The sequence below is a fragment of the Ruegeria lacuscaerulensis genome (genome assembly GCF_013031245.1).
GTDB classification, from domain to species: Bacteria; Pseudomonadota; Alphaproteobacteria; order Rhodobacterales; family Rhodobacteraceae; genus Ruegeria; species Ruegeria lacuscaerulensis_C.
Genome location: NZ_WPZL01000007.1, coordinates 52,886 through 69,698, shown reverse-complemented (window position 1 = coordinate 69,698; position 16,813 = coordinate 52,886). Strand labels below are relative to the sequence as shown.

Below are 16,813 nucleotides of genomic sequence, written 5' to 3'. Positions count from 1 at the left end.
ACTTGGCCAAGGGACCGTCCCGAGGCAAGCCGCGCTTCTAGACTTTTGACCGGATCGAGTCAATCGGGCAGCAGATATTCGACCAGCTCAGTGCGTTGCAGGGCCAGAAAATTGTCATCCGAGATCATCGTGGCGCGCAATCGCCCCTGCGTGTCTCGCCAGACCGACAGACCTTCGAGGTTGTCATGCGTCCCGGTTCCGGTTTCAAGCAGGATCTCCTCTGCGCCTGGAACATCCCCGTCGATCTGCCACCGCCGCAGGCGTGAGCGGAACCCGATCAGGGACAGCTTCCGTTCCAGAACATAAAGACGACCATCGGGACCAAAATCAGCGGCAACCGGAAGGAACCTGCCCCGTTGCTGCAGAACAAATGGCGTCGCCCATGCCCGCCCATCCCAACGATAGACCGGGATGTTTCCATCGGCGGTGCGGTTCTTTTCAGTCAGAGTATATAGCCGCCCCTTATCGTCGATAGCCAACCCTTCAAAGGATCCATTGTGGTCCAGCCCATCAAACGCCTTGGGGCGCGGTAGGACGCGCGCCTTGCTGCCAGGTCCGGAATAAAACGCCACGCGATGGACGCGTTCGAAGGAGATATAGTAGCTTCCGTCCTGGTCGATGGCGATCCCTTCGGAATCGCCCGTATATCCGGGCAGAGCGCCTCCTGTGCTTGACAAGACCCGCCAGCGGTCGAGAATTTCTATTCCGGTTATCTGGTCCCCATCCCGATCAATCTGCGCCGCCAAAAGTTTGGAACGGTCGCTGAGAGCGACCATCAGACGGCCGTCTTCCGAGATATGAAGCGCCGAAAACCCGCCGAACCAGCCAGCGCTGTGCCTCCAGATGAAGCTACCCAACTGAGTTGCTTTCTTGACTTCGACAGCCCCGACCGAACCGGCCAGCAAAAGCGTCGCAATCAGTTGGACTGCAAGACTGCGGTGCATTGCTGAGGCAAATCGGCCAGACGGTATTCCCGGCGTTTCTTGGGTGGCGGTGCATTCGGATCGGGTGGCGGCGGGTTGAGGATGTTATTCACCCATTGTTGCGCCTCGGCACAGCCGTCACCTTTGGGCGGCGGGTCCTGATTGACACATCCACGTGATCCTCTGGGACATCTCAGACGAACATGAAAATGGTAATGATGCCCCCACCAGGGTCTGATCTTGCGCAGATACGCGCGGTTGCCTTTCTCATCATTGCACATCTGTACCTTTGCACCGGGAAAGACGAAAATCCGCGCCACGCGTTTGTCCTTCGCAGCCTCGCGCAGCACTGCGTGGTGCTGTTTGCTCCAGTTGCCGTTCACAAAAGCCCCGTTGGCACGGCGCAAGGAGATAGACGAGATATTCTCGCGCGCCTTCCGACTCAACCGCAGGTTGTTGCCGGGCAGCATCCAGACATCAATGTCCAGACCCAACTGGTGACTGCGATGGCCTGAGGTCATCGGCCCGCCCCGTGGCTGACTGATATCCCCGATATAGAGACCGTTCCATCCCGGTTGTTTCGCCGCGAACCGGCTGAGGTCCTGCACATAGTCGATTGCATCGGGATGGCCCCAGTTGCGGTTCCGCGACAGGCGCATCGCCTGCCATGTCGGCCCCGTCTCTGGCAGTTGCACTGACCCCGCCGCGCATCCGCGCGAATAACTGCCGAAAGCCGCTGCTTTTTGCTGTGAGTTTTGTTTTTGCGCCCCGAACAACTGCTTGGCCAGGGGTTGCGCCCCCGCCGTGCCTGCCAGTGTGATCGTGGCCAGAATTGCCAAAAAACGTAGTAAAATCATCTGCTCTGATCCCCTTCCGGTTTCACCCAGCGCATCAGGAATAGACCCAGAATAAACAACAGAATGATCGGTGACACCCCCAGTCGCGCATTGCCGGTCACAGTGGTCGCAACGCCGATCAACAAAGGCGCGGCAAAGGCGGTGGCGCGGCCCGACAGGCCGTAAAGGCCAAAGCTCTCGACCGGCGCATTGGGGTCCGTGTGGCGCACCATCATCGAACGGCTGGCCGATTGCAGGATGCCGCCCATACCGCCAATCAGGACGCCGCAACCAAAGAACACCAAGTCGGGCAGACCAGACCCGTCGGGCAGGCTGATGCCATAGATTTGCGTGCGGTCCATCGAAACGACGGTGACGCAGACGAAGATCAAAATCCAGATCGCCACCAAAATCACCGGTTTAGGGCCGTATTTCTTGTCCATCTTGCCGCCGATCCATGCAAAGATGGCCGAGGCCAGAACACTGACAATCCCGAAAACGCCGATCTTTATCAGATCCCACTCGAGCACCAGACGCGCATAAACACCGCCGAAACTGTAAAGCCCGTTCAGCGCGTCGCGGTAAAACATGGATGAACCCAAATAGGTCGCCAGACTAACCCGATGGCGCAGGTCCGACACCGACTTGGCCAGCAGGCTCAGCGCCTCGCTGAAACTGCCCGTTTTGTCGCTGTCCGGATCATCCCGCACCCACAGGAAATACGGCACCATGAACAGAATGAACCACGCAGCGGTGAACGGCCCGACAAAGCGGGTACCTTCGCGGCTTGCGGCATCCAGACCAAAAGCGGGCTGCATCCCGATCAGTGTCTTGCCATTGGGCTGCTCCACAAACAGCAGCAGCATGATCGCCAGAGAGATCAGGCCACCGAAATACCCGAACGCGAACCCTGACCCCGAAATCTCGCCGACTTCGTTGTCGTCGCCCAGGTCGGGCAGCTGCGAGTTGATGAAGATCAGCGCGTATTCCGCGCCGACAAAGCCCAGACCAAAGGCCGACAGCATCAGCCACATGTTCGACCCATCCGGCAACGTGTACCACAGCGCTGCCGAGCCCACCGCGTACATCACCGAAAAAGCGAAAATCCACGGAATGCGGCGGCCCGACACATCCGCCATTGCACCCAGTAGCGGCGCGCCGAAAGCAATGATCAACCCTGTGATTGTCAGGCAATGCGCCCAGACCGTCTGCGCCTGCGCGGCCGCAGCCTGCGCATCCATCCCGGAATTGGTGTAATACCCCGCCGCGACGCCGGCGAAATAGGGGCCAAAAACAAAGGTGACCAAAAGCGAATGATAGGGCTGGCTGGCCCAATCGAAAAACCACCAGCCCCAGATGCGCTTGCGCTTGGAAATTTCTGCCATAACTGCCCCTGTTTATTGTTGCTTTTATAAGACGGGCCTTTGGGTCAATTCGCAAGCGTTCTGTTGGTGCGGACTTGCTCTTTGCCACGGGTGCGCTTAGGTCTCAGCAGATGTGAAAACGGAGGCCCCATGCTGTCGCTGATCCAAATTCTGCTGCTGATCCTGGACATTGTCTGGTTCATCATCCTTGCCCATGTGATCATGAGCTGGCTGATCAACTTTCAGGTGCTCAACCTGCATCAACAGCTGGTGGCGCAAATCTGGTACGGTCTAAACCGTATTCTGGAACCGATTTACGGCCCGATCCGCCGTTTTCTGCCTGCGATGGGCGGGCTGGACCTGACGCCCCTGGTGGTGCTGATCGGCGTCTATGCGCTGCGGATCATCCTGATTAACAATATCGGCTATTTTGTCTGACCTCTTGTTCACCGAATCTTAGTGTGTGATTGTCCTGTCTTAAGAGCAGATAAACCAAAATACAGGGCAACCCCGCACATGTTCGACGCCGCACCCCTGCTGCGAGATGTCTTTGGATTCGACGACTTTCGCCCCGGTCAGGAAGAGATCGTCGATGCCGTGACCGCAGGTGAAAACGTGTTGGCCATCATGCCAACAGGCGGTGGTAAATCCCTGTGTTATCAACTGCCTGCGCTGCTGCGGGATGGTGTGACGGTGGTGATCTCTCCGTTGATCGCCTTGATGCGCGATCAGGTGCGCGGGTTGCAGGAATCCGGGGTCGAGGCCGGGGCGCTGACCTCGGGAAACACTCCAGAAGAAACCGATGCCGTGTGGGAGGCGCTGGAGGCCGGGCGGCTCAAATTGCTCTACATGGCGCCCGAGCGGCTGGCCGCGGGGTCGGCGCTGGGCATGTTGCGGCGGATCAATGTCAGCCTGATCGCCGTGGATGAGGCCCATTGTGTAAGTCAGTGGGGCCACGACTTCCGCCCTGATTACCTGCGGATCGGAGAGTTGCGGCGCGCGCTGGACGTGCCGCTGGCCGCCTTCACCGCCACAGCGGACGCTGAAACGCAGGACGAAATCGTCCAAAAGCTGTTCGACGGCACCGCCCCCCGCAAGTTCCTGCGGGGGTTTGACCGTCCCAACATCCATCTGGCCTTTGCCGCCAAGGACGGGCCGCGCAAGCAGATCCTCGACTACGCCGGGGCGCGCAAAGGTCAGTCCGGCATCGTCTATTGCGGCACCCGCAACAAGACCGAGGTGCTGGCGCAAGCCCTGCGCGCCGAAGGGCATGTGGCTTGCCACTACCATGGCGGGATGGAGGCTGAGGATCGCCGTATCGTCGAAACCCGTTTCGCGCGTGAGGACGGTCTGATCGTAGTTGCGACAGTGGCCTTCGGCATGGGCATCGACAAGCCCGACATTCGCTGGGTCGCGCACGCAGACCTGCCGAAATCGATCGAGGCTTATTATCAGGAAATCGGCCGCGCTGGTCGTGACGGCGGCCCGGCAGAAACCCTGACACTGTTCGGCCCCGACGATATCCGTCTGCGCCGCTCGCAGATTGATGAAGGTCTGGCGCCGCCCGAACGACGCATGGCCGATCATGCGCGGCTGAATGCTCTGTTGGGGTTGGCCGAAGCGCTGGAGTGCCGCCGCGAGACTCTGTTGGGCTATTTCGGTGAACAGGCCGAACCTTGCGGCAAATGCGACCTGTGCGACAGCCCACCCGAGGTGTTCGACGGCACCACCCCGGTCCGCATGGCTCTGTCCGCGATCCTGCGCACCGAGGAATGGTTCGGCGCGGGCCATCTGATCGACATCCTGCTGGGCAATGAAACAGACAAAATCCGCGCACGCCGTCACGACAACCTGTCCACCTGGGGCATCGGCAAGGACTGGTCGCGCCCGCAATGGCAGGCGATCTTCCGGCAGATGATGGGTCACGATCTGGTGCGCCCGAACCCCGAACGCCACGGCGCGCTGCGCATGACCGAGGCCGCAAAGCCGATCCTGAAGGGCGAGGCGCAGATCAACCTGCGCAAGGATACGCTGCGCAAGGCGACCCGACGACCTGCGGCCAAGATGATGGTGTCCGAGGAAGACGCACCGCTGCTGTCCGCGCTCAAGGCCAAACGCCGGGCGCTGGCGGAATCTGCGCGGGTTCCGGCTTATGTCATTTTCCCTGACCGTACCCTGATTGAAATGGCTGAAACGCGCCCTGCGACGCTGGACGACATGGCCCGGATCAGCGGCGTCGGTGCGAAAAAGCTGGAACGTTATGGGGCCACGTTCCTTGAGGTTTTGACCGGTGCGGTGGAGGATTTGCACCCCGCGCGGCGCAAACTGGCCGGGCGCGAGCAGGGTGATATCTATGACCGCCTGCTTGAGGTTCAGACCCAGCTGTCGCGCGGGCCGGACGGGATCGACAAGCCGCTGACCTGTTCCGCCTCACAACTGGCAAAGGTGGCGCAATTGCGCACCGACGATCCGCGCGCGATGGAGCAGGTTCTGGGCGACCGACGTCACGAAAGGTTTGGTGCCGCCTTTCTGGACGTGCTGCGTCAGGCGGGCTAGATACCTGCGAACAGGCATGAAACGAGGGCGGATATGCTGGTAGTGATTTCCCCGGCCAAGCGGCTGGACTGGGCACAGCGGGACGTCGAGGTCACGCAACCGGATTTTCAGGACGACGCGATCCGCCTGTCAAAAACCGCCCGCAACCTGACCTTGGGCGATCTGAAAAAACTGATGGACCTGAGCGACGACCTGGCCCGCCTGAACCGCGACCGCTTTCGCGCCTTCTCGGATACTCCCTCGGCGAATGTGACCCGCCCCGCAGCATTGGCCTTTGCAGGCGACACCTATCAGGGGCTCGAGGCCGCCTCGCTTGACGACGAAGAAATCGAATGGGCGCAGGATCATCTGCGCATCCTGTCCGGCCTTTACGGCATCCTGCGCCCGCTGGATGCGATTCAGGCGTATCGACTGGAAATGGGCAGCAGGCTGAAAACCCGGCGCGGCAAGAACCTGTATGAATACTGGCGCGATCAGCTGAGCAAGACTTTGAACACGCAGGGCGAAGCGATTGGGTCAGATGTTCTGGTGAACTGCGCCAGTCAGGAATATTTCGGCGCGGTAGACCCTAAAGCGCTGAAACTGCGGGTCATCACGCCGGTATTCATGGAGGACAAAGGCGGCACGCCCAAGATCGTCAGCTTTTTCGCCAAGAAAGCGCGTGGAGCCATGGCGCGATACATCATTCTGCACCGCCTGACCGATCCCGCCGGGTTGCTGGATTTCGACACCGGCGGATATGAATACCGCCCGGACCTGTCGGAAGAAAACAAGCCTGTTTTCCTGCGCCCCTATCAGGCCTGATCCAGCATCGACGGGTCAAAGGCGACCAATTCGACCGTGTTCCCTTCGGGATCTTCGGTGAAAATACCGCGCCACCCGATCCATCCGAATTGTTCGACGCGGTATGGCTGGCCGATTTTGTCATACCACCGCATCACAGCCGCCTGTTCGGCGAATGGCAGGGACAGCGCAATGTGATGCAGCGACGACCCTGCCCCCGTTGCGGGGGCTTCCGCACCCGCAGGATGCAGCCCGGGCCGCGGGGCGGCCGAATGGTGAAACAGGGCCAGCACCTGAGTGTGCCCGCCGAACCCTTCGGCGATGCGAAAGAAGGTAATGGCGCTGTTATGGTCGCCGGACAGACGCTCCAACCCAATTACATTTTCATAGAACTCCACCATCGCCCCCATGTCGGCGCAACGAATGGCAATCTCGCCCAGCGCGCGAGGGTGAAATCTACGATCTTCTGACATGCGCTCACCCTAGTCTGGCTCAGCGTCTTCAGCAATGACAGACAAGGCCTCTTCGGGTTGGTTATCCAGGATCATCTGGTGGATTTTCATTTTTTGCAGCGGCTTGGTCAGGTAATGATCCAGTCCGGCGGACAGAATGCCCTGATCATCCCCTACCATTGCATGGGCCGTTAAGGCGACGATTGGCACGTGACGCTTGGTCCCGATCTCACGCCGCCGGATTTCCGCCGTGGCTTGCTTTCCATCCATATTGGGCATTGAGATATCCATGAAAATCAAATCCGGGTCGAAATCCCGATGTTCCTGCACAGCCTCGATCCCGTTGCCCGCAAACCGAAGTTCAATGTTCAGATCCTTGACCATCTTTTCCAAGATCAGCTGATTGGTTCTGTTATCCTCGGCAGCCAGGACCCGCATGAGCCGCTGGTTTTTTCCCGTCTTGTCCGGTTCCTGGTGCTGTTCACCTGCCCTCACGGCGATTGTATCCTGCTCCTGCGGTGTTCGACCAAGGGCCATCAGACGGGAATACAGCTCGGCCCGGGGTATGGGCTTTTGCAAAACCCCCTCGATCAGGTGGCGGGCCGGGTTGGCGTGAATGACGCCGGGGTTGGCTGACATGACAACTACGGGCAGGTCCGCCCAACCCCGGTCTTTCAGCGTTGTCGCCAGTTCCAACCCATCCATATCTGGCAGGTCGTGATCACAAAGTAGCAGGTCCACACTGTCATCCACTACTGCCAACGCCTCTCCACCGGACGCGCAGACCGTGACCTGCGATCCCAGCCGCCCCAGCTGTTTCGACAATATGGCGCGATTGACGGCCAGATCCTCAACCACAACCACGTGACGTGGACAGTCGGCCAGATCGGGCGGCGTGGGTTGCGGGCCTTCGACAGTGGGCAGTGTGATGCGGAATCCGAAACAGGAGCCCTGTCCGAATTCGCTTTCGACCCAGACCGACCCGCCCATCAGAGCTATTAGCCGCTTGGTGATGGCCAGACCCAGACCAGTTCCTTCGAACTGACGGTTGCGCTCGTCCTCGACCTGATTGAATTCCCCAAAGATGTGGCGGATCTTATCTGCTTCGATGCCGATGCCCGTATCTTCGATTGCCACGTGAATGTCGCAGATATTGGCGTCAGGGTTTGGCACGCCGGTTACGCGGATCAGAACATGGCCCTCGGACGTGAACTTGACCGCGTTGCCCACCAGATTGGTCAGAACCTGCCGGACGCGACCAGGGTCGCCCACAAACAGCGTCGGCAGGAACAGGTCATAATCGACCAGCAAGGACAGCCCCTTGTCGCGGACACTGGGCTGCAACAGCATCGCCACTTCCAGAATGCAGCGTTCGAAATCGAACTGTTCAGGGTGAAGGATCAGCTTGTCTGCCTCGATCTTGGAATAGTCCAGCACGTCATTGATGATCACCAGAAGTGCCTCACCTGAATTGCGGATTGTATTGAGATAGAGCCTTTGTTCCTCATCCAGCGGCGTTTCCGACATCAATTCGGTCATCCCGACGATACCGTTCATCGGGGTTCTGATCTCGTGGCTCATATTGGCCAGAAAAGCCGATTTAGCGCGGTTCGCAGCCTCCGCCCGTTCGCGAGCGGCCTTCAGCTCGGCCTCATGACGAACTGATGCAGTGATGTTCAGGCCCAGACTGACCACATCGCCCCCGTTGCCGCGTTGGTCGATCAGCTTGAAATAATGACCATTCCACAATTTTATCACAACTGGTTCCGGGTGCGGTTGCGCCCATCGCGTCAGCATTCTGGCCTGCCAATCAGCTGCGGAGTCCGACCCGATGTCCACCAGGCCTTCTGACGTCAGAATCTCGAGTATGCGGGAATAAGTGATTCCCGGAGCGACGTCTTCGACCCCGTCGAATACGCTGAGATAGGCCGCGTTGGCGCCGATCAGCCGGCTTTGATCGTCAAAGAAAGCGAACCCGTCCTGAATGGTTTGTATCGAATGCCACAACCGGCGTTCGGCCACTTCGATCTTGGCATTTGCCAGCGTCAGGTCGGATTTGACCTTTTCATTCTCATCCCGAACCGTTTCCACCTCGGCCTGCGTTTCACCAATGCGCTTGGTCAGCGCCATCGCGTGCAAACCCAGCTTGCGGTTGGCCGCGGACAGTTCAGCCTGTTTCATATCCAAGAGTCGCTCAGCCGCCAGCCGCGCGCGCCGTTCCTGTGCCAGTTTTCCTGCAAGACTCATTTTTGGTGACCCCGGAGTAATCCGCGCCCAGCATCCGGACAGAGCGTGAAAAAGTGTTTAAGCCGTTGCCTTTAGATCGACGCCCATGTCAGAGTTCGCCGCGAAACGGAGGTTTGCAATGCGATGTATTCGTTATTTTTCAGTACTTTGCGCCATTGTACTATGCACCCAACAGGCAGCGGCGGACTGCGCCTCTGATGCCCAGATCGACCGTTTCGTGCAGGATTATTTGAAGGGCACACCCACAGCCGCCCTGTCCACGGGAGGCAGCATGGAGGACGCGCTGTGCACGCAGGCCAAATTAATCCATGCGTTAGAGCCGCATTTAGGTCCGGTGGTCGGCTACAAGGCCGGTCTGACCAGCACACCCGCGCAGGAGCGGTTCGGTGCGTCTGAACCAGTTCAGGGTGTCCTTTTTCGTGACATGATGCTGGAGGATGGAGCCACCATTCCATCACCATGGGGCGCGCGGCCGGTCTTTGAGGCCGATCTTGTGCTTGTGGTCGGTGACGCGCGGATCAATCAGGCTACAACACCGGTGGAGGTGATGGCGAGCATATCCGTCGTCCGCCCCTTCATCGAACTGCCCGATCTGACCCTTGCCGAGGGCGAGCCGATTACACCAGTCACCCTGACGGCCATAGGCGTCGCGCCGAAACTTGGTGTGTTAGGCTCTGAAATTCCTGTTTCCGACCCGGCTGCTATGGTGCAGGCGCTGGCGGACATGACCGTAACGCTCAGCGCGGCGGACAGTGAGGTTCTGGCGCAGGCACCGGGTGTTGCGGTTCTGGGGCATCCGGCCAACGCGGCCCTTTGGCTGATGTCCAAGGGAATCGAATTCCAGCCCGGAGACCTGATCTCGGTCGGGTCCTTCGGACCGCTTTTTCCACCCGCTAAAGGCAAGGGCGGTGCATCCGTTACCTATGAGGGGTTACCTGGCAATCCGACCGTCAGCGTAAAGTTCGAGTGATCAGCGCCGCCCTTCGCGCAGCCAACCGCTTAGCAGGAAACCGCCCGCCAGCAAAAGCACCAGCCAAGGCGGCAGCAGACCGGCTTGGGTAACGTCACGCGTTTCATAGGCATTGCGCGGCGTCAGGCCGACCCAGCCCCGCCCCGCAGCCGGACGTCCGGCGCGTACGTTGCGGATTGAGGGCAGACCGTCCTCCAATCGAATGACGCCGCCGCGCATTTCGGCCAGCACGGGTTGAAGAACTCCACCGGTCGCAATGGTGCGTTCGAATTCTTTCGGTGCAGCAGGTCCCAGCCCGATCACCGCCGATTGCTCACCCTCCTGTAAACGGTACAGACCGATCTCCGGCCCGAAATACTGCGCTTCGAACCGGCCCGGGCTGACTTCGTTCAACATGATCTCGTGCGTTTCACCGTTCGGGCGGGTCACGGTTACTGGCCCGACCTCGTCCTCAAGCGTCTGGCGAATGATGCGCATGATCTGCCCATTGGCTTCGGCCCAAAGTGCCTCTTCCTCAAGCTCCGGTTCTTTCATCATCCAATGGGCCAGCCGGCGCAGCAGTTCCAGCTGCGGGCCACCGCCTTCGAACCCCCGGCTCCACAGCCAGGCGTGGTCCGAGGCCAGCAGCGCCACGCGCCCCTCGCCGACGCGATCCAGTACCAGCAGCGGCCGCTCATCCACGCCGGTCATCAACAACTCACCCGTGCGGTGTTTCACGTCGATCTGGCGCAGCCACGCGCCCCAGTCTTCAGAGTCGCCAAGGTTCGTCGTCACCGGATGGCGGTGGCCAAGGTCGGTAACCATGGGGACAAAACGTTCCTCGATCACGCGCGCCGTCGGCTGCGCGGGCAGGATTGGCGCCAAAGGCGAGCGGAAAATACTGTCGGCTGAAGCAAAATCCGGACCGGCAGCAATCAGCACCGCGCCGCCTTCGTTGATATAGTTGGTGACGTTGTCCAGATAGATCGCGGGCAGGATGCCGCGGCGCTTGTAGCGATCAAAGATGATCAGGTCGAAATCATTGATCTTTTCCAGAAACAGCTCGCGCGTCGGGAAGGCGATCAGTGAAAGCTCGTCCACCGGCACCCCGTCCTGCTTTTCGGGCGGGCGCAGAATGGTGAAATGCACCAGATCGACTGAGCTGTCGGATTTCAGCAGGTTGCGCCATGTTCGCCCGCCCGGGTGCGGCTCGCCCGAGACTAACAGCACGCGCAGCCTGTCGCGTACCCCGTTCATCTGGATCAGCGCGGTGTTATTGCGGTCCGTCAGCTCGCCCTCGGCCTGCGGTACGGTGAACTGAATGACGTTGCGCCCGCCATGGGGCAACGTGATAGGCAATTCAACATCAACGCCGATGGGAATATTGAAACTTTCGGACTCGGCCCCGTCCACCGAAATCTCAAGGGGTGCAGAAGCCGCCCCAGCGGGCGCGGCGCCACTGTCCTCGACCCGCAGGGTCAGGGTGACCGGCTCATCGATAATGGCGAACGCGGGAGCGTTGCGGACGATCAGGCGGCGGTCCCAATCCGCGGCGCGCCCGGTCTGCAACAAGTGCATCGGCGCGGGTAGATCGGGAGCCTGATCGATATCGTGCACAATGCCATCCGACACCACCAGAATGCCTGCAATGCGCGCGCGCGGCTCTTCCGCCAGCGCGGCGTTCAGCGCCGCCATGACTTGCGTGCCTTCGTCTCCGTCTCCGTCCCCTACGCGGATACGGCGCAGTTCGGTGTTGTCGCGGGTTTCGATGACGGCGGCCAGTTCATCGGCGGCCTGGGTGGTCTGATCCGCCCGGTCCGAGAGGGTTTGGCTGGCGCTTTCATCCTCGATCAACAAAACGATATCGGTCAGCGGCGCGCGATCCTCGACCTGATAAACCGGCCCTGACAGCGCCGCGATGACAACCAAAGCAGCCAACCCGCGCAGTGCCCAGCCCGACAGACCGCGCCACAGGGCCAGCACGACTCCGCCAACCGCAATTGCGGCCACGATGGCCAGAACTGGCCACGGTATCAGCGGATCGAATATGACGGTTCCTGTCATTGTCCCAACCTGTCCAGCAGAGCAGGCACGTGAACCTGATCGGATTTGTAATTCCCGGTCAGCACGTGCATGACCAGATTGACCCCGAAACGACTGGCCAATTCGCGCTGACGCTCCCCGGCATAGCCGCGCCCCACCGGTAGCAACGACTGCCCATTGCGATCCACGGCCCAGGCAGAGGCCCAGTCATTGCCACCAATCACCACCGGCGTCACGTTGTCGTTGAGATTGCGGAAAGGCATCCCCTCGATCTGCTCAGCGTCCAAAGGCGCGGCCTCGACCCAAATCTCCGTGCCTGCATAGCGGCCCGGAAAATCCTGCAACAAATAGAAAGTCCGGGTCAGAACATGATCACGGGGAACAGGCTCTAATGCTGGGATATTCAGCGGTGCTGCCAGTTGTTGCAGCTTGCGCCCGTTTGGGCTTGCGGCGCCGAACCGGGCCACATCGGCATCGCGCGTGTCAAACAGGATCATCCCCCCCGACCGCAGGTAAGCGTTGAGCTTGGCGTAAGCCTCAACCGAAGGCTGCGGCTGGTCCGGCGTGATCGGCCAATAGAGTAACGGGAAGAACGCCAGCTCATCGCGTTCCAGATCGACCCCGATCGGATCTGAAGGTTCGACCGAAGTGCGGTAGAAAAGCGTCTGTGACAACCCGCGCATCCCTGCCCCGGCTACATCGTCGACCTGCCGGTCGCCCGTCAGCACATGGGCGAGGACCAGCTCTTTGGTGGCGTTCAGCGCGAATTCTGTATCCTCGGGTGTTTGCGCTTGCGCCTCGGGCACCAGCAGCATGGCGCCCAAGACGACCGCTGCAGCCTTGGCCAAGCCAAGCCGTCCAGACAGAGCCAGCGATGCAATTACGTCAACGGTCAGCAGAATCAATGCAATGCTGAGCAGAATGCCCCCGATGGGCGTCTCCGAATTCACCTCTTGCCCCTTGATCGGAACGTCTGCGGGCCAAACCGCCGGGCTGAGCACCGCGTTCTCAGACAGAACGTTCAGCGCCAGTTTCTGCTTGCCACTTTCATAAAGACCAGGCCGCAAGTCAGGACCGATTGTCCCGGACACCAGCTCACCCCCGTCCACCCCAGCCAGATTGCCTGCGTCGGACAAGGTACCGAAACCGTCCATGACTTGAATCGGTTCCCACGTGGTGCCCTGCAATTGGGACACCTGTCGGGATTTCGCGGCAGAGGCCACGGCCAGCCGGTCCAGCATTTCAACAAACAGTCCCGACAGGGGAAGGCTGGACCACTCCGCATCCGCCGTCACGTGGAACAGCACCACCTGCCCCAGCCCCAGCGCCTTGCGCGTCACCAGAGGGGTACCATCGGACAGCGACGCAATCACCCGATCCGCCAGGTTAGGGTCCGGTTGCGCCATGACCTGCGTGGTGACAGTCACGTCATCCGGCACCTGCAACCCATAGAAAGGAGAGTTCTCCGGGAAGGGCGCCAGCCCCTTAGCCTCACCCCAGCTCATCGCGCCGCCGACCGAACGGCCACCGCTGCGCAGACGGACGGGAAGTAAAACATCCTCGGCATCCCGGCCCAGATCGCTGGCGGCCATGCGCGGCCCGGCAAAGCGCAGCAGCAGCCCGCCCTGTTCGACCCATTCTACCAATGCGATCTGCTCGGGCTCAGACAGTTTCGCCACATCAGCCAGCACGATCACGTCGGGGTTGGCGGGCAGCACCTCGAGCAGGCCACCTTCAACGAAATCGGCCGTAGGGACCAGAACCTGCGTCAGGTAGTGCAACGGGGACAGCAACTCCAACCCTTCGCGGTTGAGCGTTCCCGCGATCAGCGCGACCTCCCGTCGGCGCAGGCTGTCATCGGTCAGCGTCACCGCCCCGGCTGATCGCTGGCCCTGAATTTCGAATCGTGTGATGCGGGCGCGCATTTCGGACGGCAGGGCCAGCTCAACCTGAGCCTGTGTGTCGCCGCTTGCGAACTCTATCTCAGTCGATTGCAGAACCCGCATGGCCCCGGCCGGATCACGGCCCTGTGCCAGCACCGTGATACGTGTGGCCGGGCCGGGAACTGCCCGTTGGGCCGCCAGTTGGATAACCCCGTCCTGATAGGCGGCAGGAAGGATCGCAACAACCGGCGCGGGGGACTGATACACCGTCACACCACCACGGGATTGCAGCGCGGCCAGAACCCCTTCGTGCCCGCCATATTCCAGGCGGTCACTGAACCAATGAGTGTCAAAGCCTCCTTCCACCTGACTCACCGCGGCCAGAGCCAGATCAATCTGCTCACCCGTCGGCTGCCACGGAGTCGGTGTCAGGCCCGGCAAACGCCCGCGCCAGGCTTCGGCGGCCTGAAAGACGGGTGTTTCGGGCTCGGTCAGGCTAAGGATCGCAACCGTTCGGCCTGCCCGTCCGGCCTCGGTCAGTTGTGCGTTGATCTGGTCCAACGTTGTCGACCACCGTGTGCCCCCCGCCCAGCTGGCATCCAGCACCAGCAATAACGGCCCGGAGCCGGACTCATCCCGCGAAGGGTTCAGAACCGGCCCGGCCAGCCCGATGATGATCGCCGCCGCTGCCAGCATCCGAAGCAACAACAACCACCATGGGGTGCGATCAGAAACGCTCTCGTCATCTTTCAGCCCCAGCAGCAGCGTCACCGCCGGGAACAACCGCCGGATCGGCGCCGGTGGCACGGCGCGCAGGATCAGCCACAGGATCGGCAGGGTCAGCAGTCCCAGCAACACCCAGGGCGCGGTAAAGCCGATGCCCGCAAGAACCGTCATACCGTCCCCCCGTCCAGCGCCCGATAGAGCCACAACAAAGCCGCTTGTGCACTGTCACCGGTATGATGCAGACCCAGCTGCCACCCAGTTGCGCGGCACAGTTGCGTCAGCGCATCCTTGCGTTCAGCGAGCCGGTCCAGATAGCGGCCGCGCAAATCTCCGGCCTTCAGTGTTTCATGCCGGACAGACCCTCCGACGCTTTCAAAAATGGTGCGGCCCCGATAGGGGAATGTCTCCTCACCGGGGTCCAGTACCTGCAGCAGCACCCCTCGCACACCCCGATCGGCAGCTTTGGTCAGGGCCAGTTCAACCTCATCCAGGGAGCCGAGAAAATCGGAAATGAACACGGCGCGTGCGTGAGGGATCATGGCGCGGTGTTCCGGCGGCGAATAGTCCGGATCAGCGTCTTCGGACCAGGCTTCCGCCAGCCGGATGATCTGAGCGTTACCGCGCCGGGGCGGCAGAGTTGTTCCGGTCAGGCCAACACGCTCTCCGCCTCGCACCAGAAGAATAGCGGTGGCAAGCCCCAACAGACGTGCCCGGTCGGCCTTGGTGGCCAGTGACTTGTTGGAGGCAAAGCGCATCGAGGCACCCTGATCGACCCACAGCATCACCGATTGCGCGATCTGCCATTCGCGCTCACGTACAAACTGCTGATCCCCGCGAGCGGATCGCCGGTGGTCTATCATCCGGCGGCTGTCACCGATCTGCGCGGGGCGGTATTGCCAGAAATCATCGCCAAGGCCCGAGCGTCGCCGCCCGTGATCGCCCAGCAGAACGGTTCCCGCCAGATGCTCGGCCCGCGCCAAAAGGGGCGGCAGCCGTGACGCCTCGGCCTCGGATCTTTCACGAAGGGTCAGCGCGGCATTCACGCCGCAACCTCGGTGCGGATCAACCCGGCAGCGGTGGTTTCGATGAGGTCAGCCAGGCTGTCCCCACGCGCCCGCGCCGCAAAGTTCAGCGCCATCCGGTGGCTGAGGACGGGGCGGGCCATATCCAGAACGTCCTCGGCACTGGGCGCCAGAAGCCCTTGCAGCATCGCCCGGGCACGCACCGTCATCATCAGCGCCTGCGCCGCGCGGGGGCCGGGACCCCAGGCGACCGTTTCGGCGACGCGCTCGGACGCGCCCGGCTCTTCCGGGCGGAAGGCGCGGACCAGATCGAGGATCAGCTCGACCACCGATTCCCCCACCGGCATCCGGCGCAACAGAACCTGCGCGGCCAGCAATTCCTCTTTGGTGAAAATCTGATGCGCCACTTCTTCTTCGACGCCTGTCGTGGCCAGCAGAATATCACGTTCGGTCTGGCGGTCCGGGTAATCCACATCGATCTGTACAAGGAACCGGTCCAGCTGCGCCTCGGGCAGCGGATAGGTGCCTTCCTGTTCGATCGGGTTTTGCGTGGCCAGCACATGGAACGGCTCATCCAGCGCACGGTCCTCGCCCGCAACGGTCACCGTGCGTTCCTGCATCGCCTGCAACAGAGCTGATTGCGTTCGAGGGCTGGCGCGGTTGATCTCATCCGCCATCAGCAGTTCGCAAAAGATCGGGCCGGGAATGAAGCGGAAATGGCGGCTGCCATCTTCGGCTGTGTCCAGCACTTCAGAGCCCAGAATATCGGCAGGCATCAGGTCGGGCGTGAACTGAATGCGGTTACCGTGCAAGCCCATCACGGTGGACAATGTCTCAACCAATCTTGTCTTGCCCAGACCGGGCAATCCGATCAGCAGGGCATGACCGCCACACAGCAACGCGGTCAAGGCCAGATCCACGACCCTTTCCTGTCCGATGAAGCGGTGGGTGATTGAGGACTTGGCCTCTTGCAGCTTGTTTTCCAGCGCTTCGATCTCGGACACGAGGTCGGCAGGTTCGGTCATGACT

The 16,813-nt window shown here is 61.0% G+C and carries 13 protein-coding genes; 4 read left to right on the top strand and 9 right to left on the bottom strand.

Translation table 11 applies throughout. From position 1 onward, the window contains the following. Positions 1 to 59: 59 nt before the first annotated feature. From GOX66_RS11380 to GOX66_RS11370, 3 genes are read right to left on the bottom strand one after another with little or no spacing between them, the layout of a single operon-like run. Complete coding sequence (locus GOX66_RS11380; RefSeq protein ID WP_170762684.1) at positions 60 to 944, bottom strand: esterase-like activity of phytase family protein; 885 nt, start codon at positions 942 to 944, stop codon at positions 60 to 62. Then, positions 917 to 1,780 carry a penicillin-insensitive murein endopeptidase gene (gene mepA / locus GOX66_RS11375; RefSeq protein WP_170762682.1) on the bottom strand — a complete coding sequence of 288 codons (864 nt, stop codon included), beginning with the start codon at positions 1,778 to 1,780 and terminating at the stop codon, positions 917 to 919. The genes GOX66_RS11380 and mepA overlap by 28 nt, the downstream gene beginning before the upstream one ends. Then, positions 1,777 to 3,144 (bottom strand): MFS transporter, encoded by a 1,368-nt coding sequence (locus GOX66_RS11370; protein WP_170762680.1) that lies wholly within the window; start codon positions 3,142 to 3,144, stop codon positions 1,777 to 1,779. Before GOX66_RS11370 ends, mepA begins: the two co-directional genes overlap by 4 nt. A gap of 129 nt (positions 3,145 to 3,273) precedes the next feature. Between GOX66_RS11370 and GOX66_RS11365 the strand changes: the two genes are divergently transcribed. The 3 genes from GOX66_RS11365 (at position 3,274) to yaaA (ending at position 6,483) form a co-directional block, all read left to right on the top strand. Next, on the top strand, positions 3,274 to 3,561 hold the full coding sequence (locus GOX66_RS11365) for a YggT family protein (RefSeq protein WP_170762678.1): 288 nt from the start codon (positions 3,274 to 3,276) through the stop codon (positions 3,559 to 3,561). Between the two features lie 78 nt (positions 3,562 to 3,639). Next, the gene (recQ, locus tag GOX66_RS11360) at positions 3,640 to 5,679 is read left to right on the top strand and encodes a DNA helicase RecQ (RefSeq protein ID WP_170762676.1); all 2,040 of its coding nucleotides are present in this window, start codon (positions 3,640 to 3,642) and stop codon (positions 5,677 to 5,679) included. Between the two features lie 33 nt (positions 5,680 to 5,712). Beyond that, a complete protein-coding gene (yaaA, locus tag GOX66_RS11355) occupies positions 5,713 to 6,483 on the top strand; it encodes a peroxide stress protein YaaA (protein ID WP_170762675.1) in 771 nt (256 codons plus the stop codon). Here the strand turns inward: yaaA and GOX66_RS11350 are convergent. After that, on the bottom strand, positions 6,474 to 6,935 hold the full coding sequence (locus tag GOX66_RS11350; RefSeq protein ID WP_170762673.1) for a VOC family protein: 462 nt from the start codon (positions 6,933 to 6,935) through the stop codon (positions 6,474 to 6,476). The genes yaaA and GOX66_RS11350 overlap by 10 nt on opposite strands. A 9-nt stretch (positions 6,936 to 6,944) precedes the next feature. After that, entirely contained in the window at positions 6,945 to 9,161 is a 2,217-nt protein-coding gene (locus GOX66_RS11345; protein ID WP_170762671.1) for a response regulator, read from the bottom strand. 118 nt (positions 9,162 to 9,279) lie between these two features. On the opposite strand from GOX66_RS11345, the gene GOX66_RS11340 reads away from it, so the two are divergent. Beyond that, entirely contained in the window at positions 9,280 to 10,131 is an 852-nt protein-coding gene (locus tag GOX66_RS11340) for a 2-keto-4-pentenoate hydratase (protein WP_170762669.1), read from the top strand. On the opposite strand, the gene GOX66_RS11335 is transcribed toward GOX66_RS11340, so the two are convergent. Genes GOX66_RS11335 through GOX66_RS11320 form a run of 4 tightly spaced genes read right to left on the bottom strand, consistent with a single transcriptional unit; the run spans position 10,132 to position 16,809 of the window. Beyond that, a complete protein-coding gene (locus tag GOX66_RS11335; RefSeq protein WP_170762667.1) occupies positions 10,132 to 12,174 on the bottom strand; it encodes a hypothetical protein in 2,043 nt (680 codons plus the stop codon). It abuts the gene before it with no gap. Next, positions 12,171 to 14,933 carry a DUF4159 domain-containing protein gene (locus GOX66_RS11330; protein ID WP_170762665.1) on the bottom strand — a complete coding sequence of 921 codons (2,763 nt, stop codon included), beginning with the start codon at positions 14,931 to 14,933 and terminating at the stop codon, positions 12,171 to 12,173. Before GOX66_RS11330 ends, GOX66_RS11335 begins: the two co-directional genes overlap by 4 nt. Continuing rightward, a complete protein-coding gene (locus tag GOX66_RS11325) occupies positions 14,930 to 15,805 on the bottom strand; it encodes a DUF58 domain-containing protein (protein WP_170762663.1) in 876 nt (291 codons plus the stop codon). The genes GOX66_RS11330 and GOX66_RS11325 overlap by 4 nt, the downstream gene beginning before the upstream one ends. Next, a complete protein-coding gene (locus tag GOX66_RS11320; protein WP_170762661.1) occupies positions 15,802 to 16,809 on the bottom strand; it encodes an AAA family ATPase in 1,008 nt (335 codons plus the stop codon). The genes GOX66_RS11325 and GOX66_RS11320 overlap by 4 nt, the downstream gene beginning before the upstream one ends. Positions 16,810 to 16,813 lie beyond the last annotated feature (4 nt).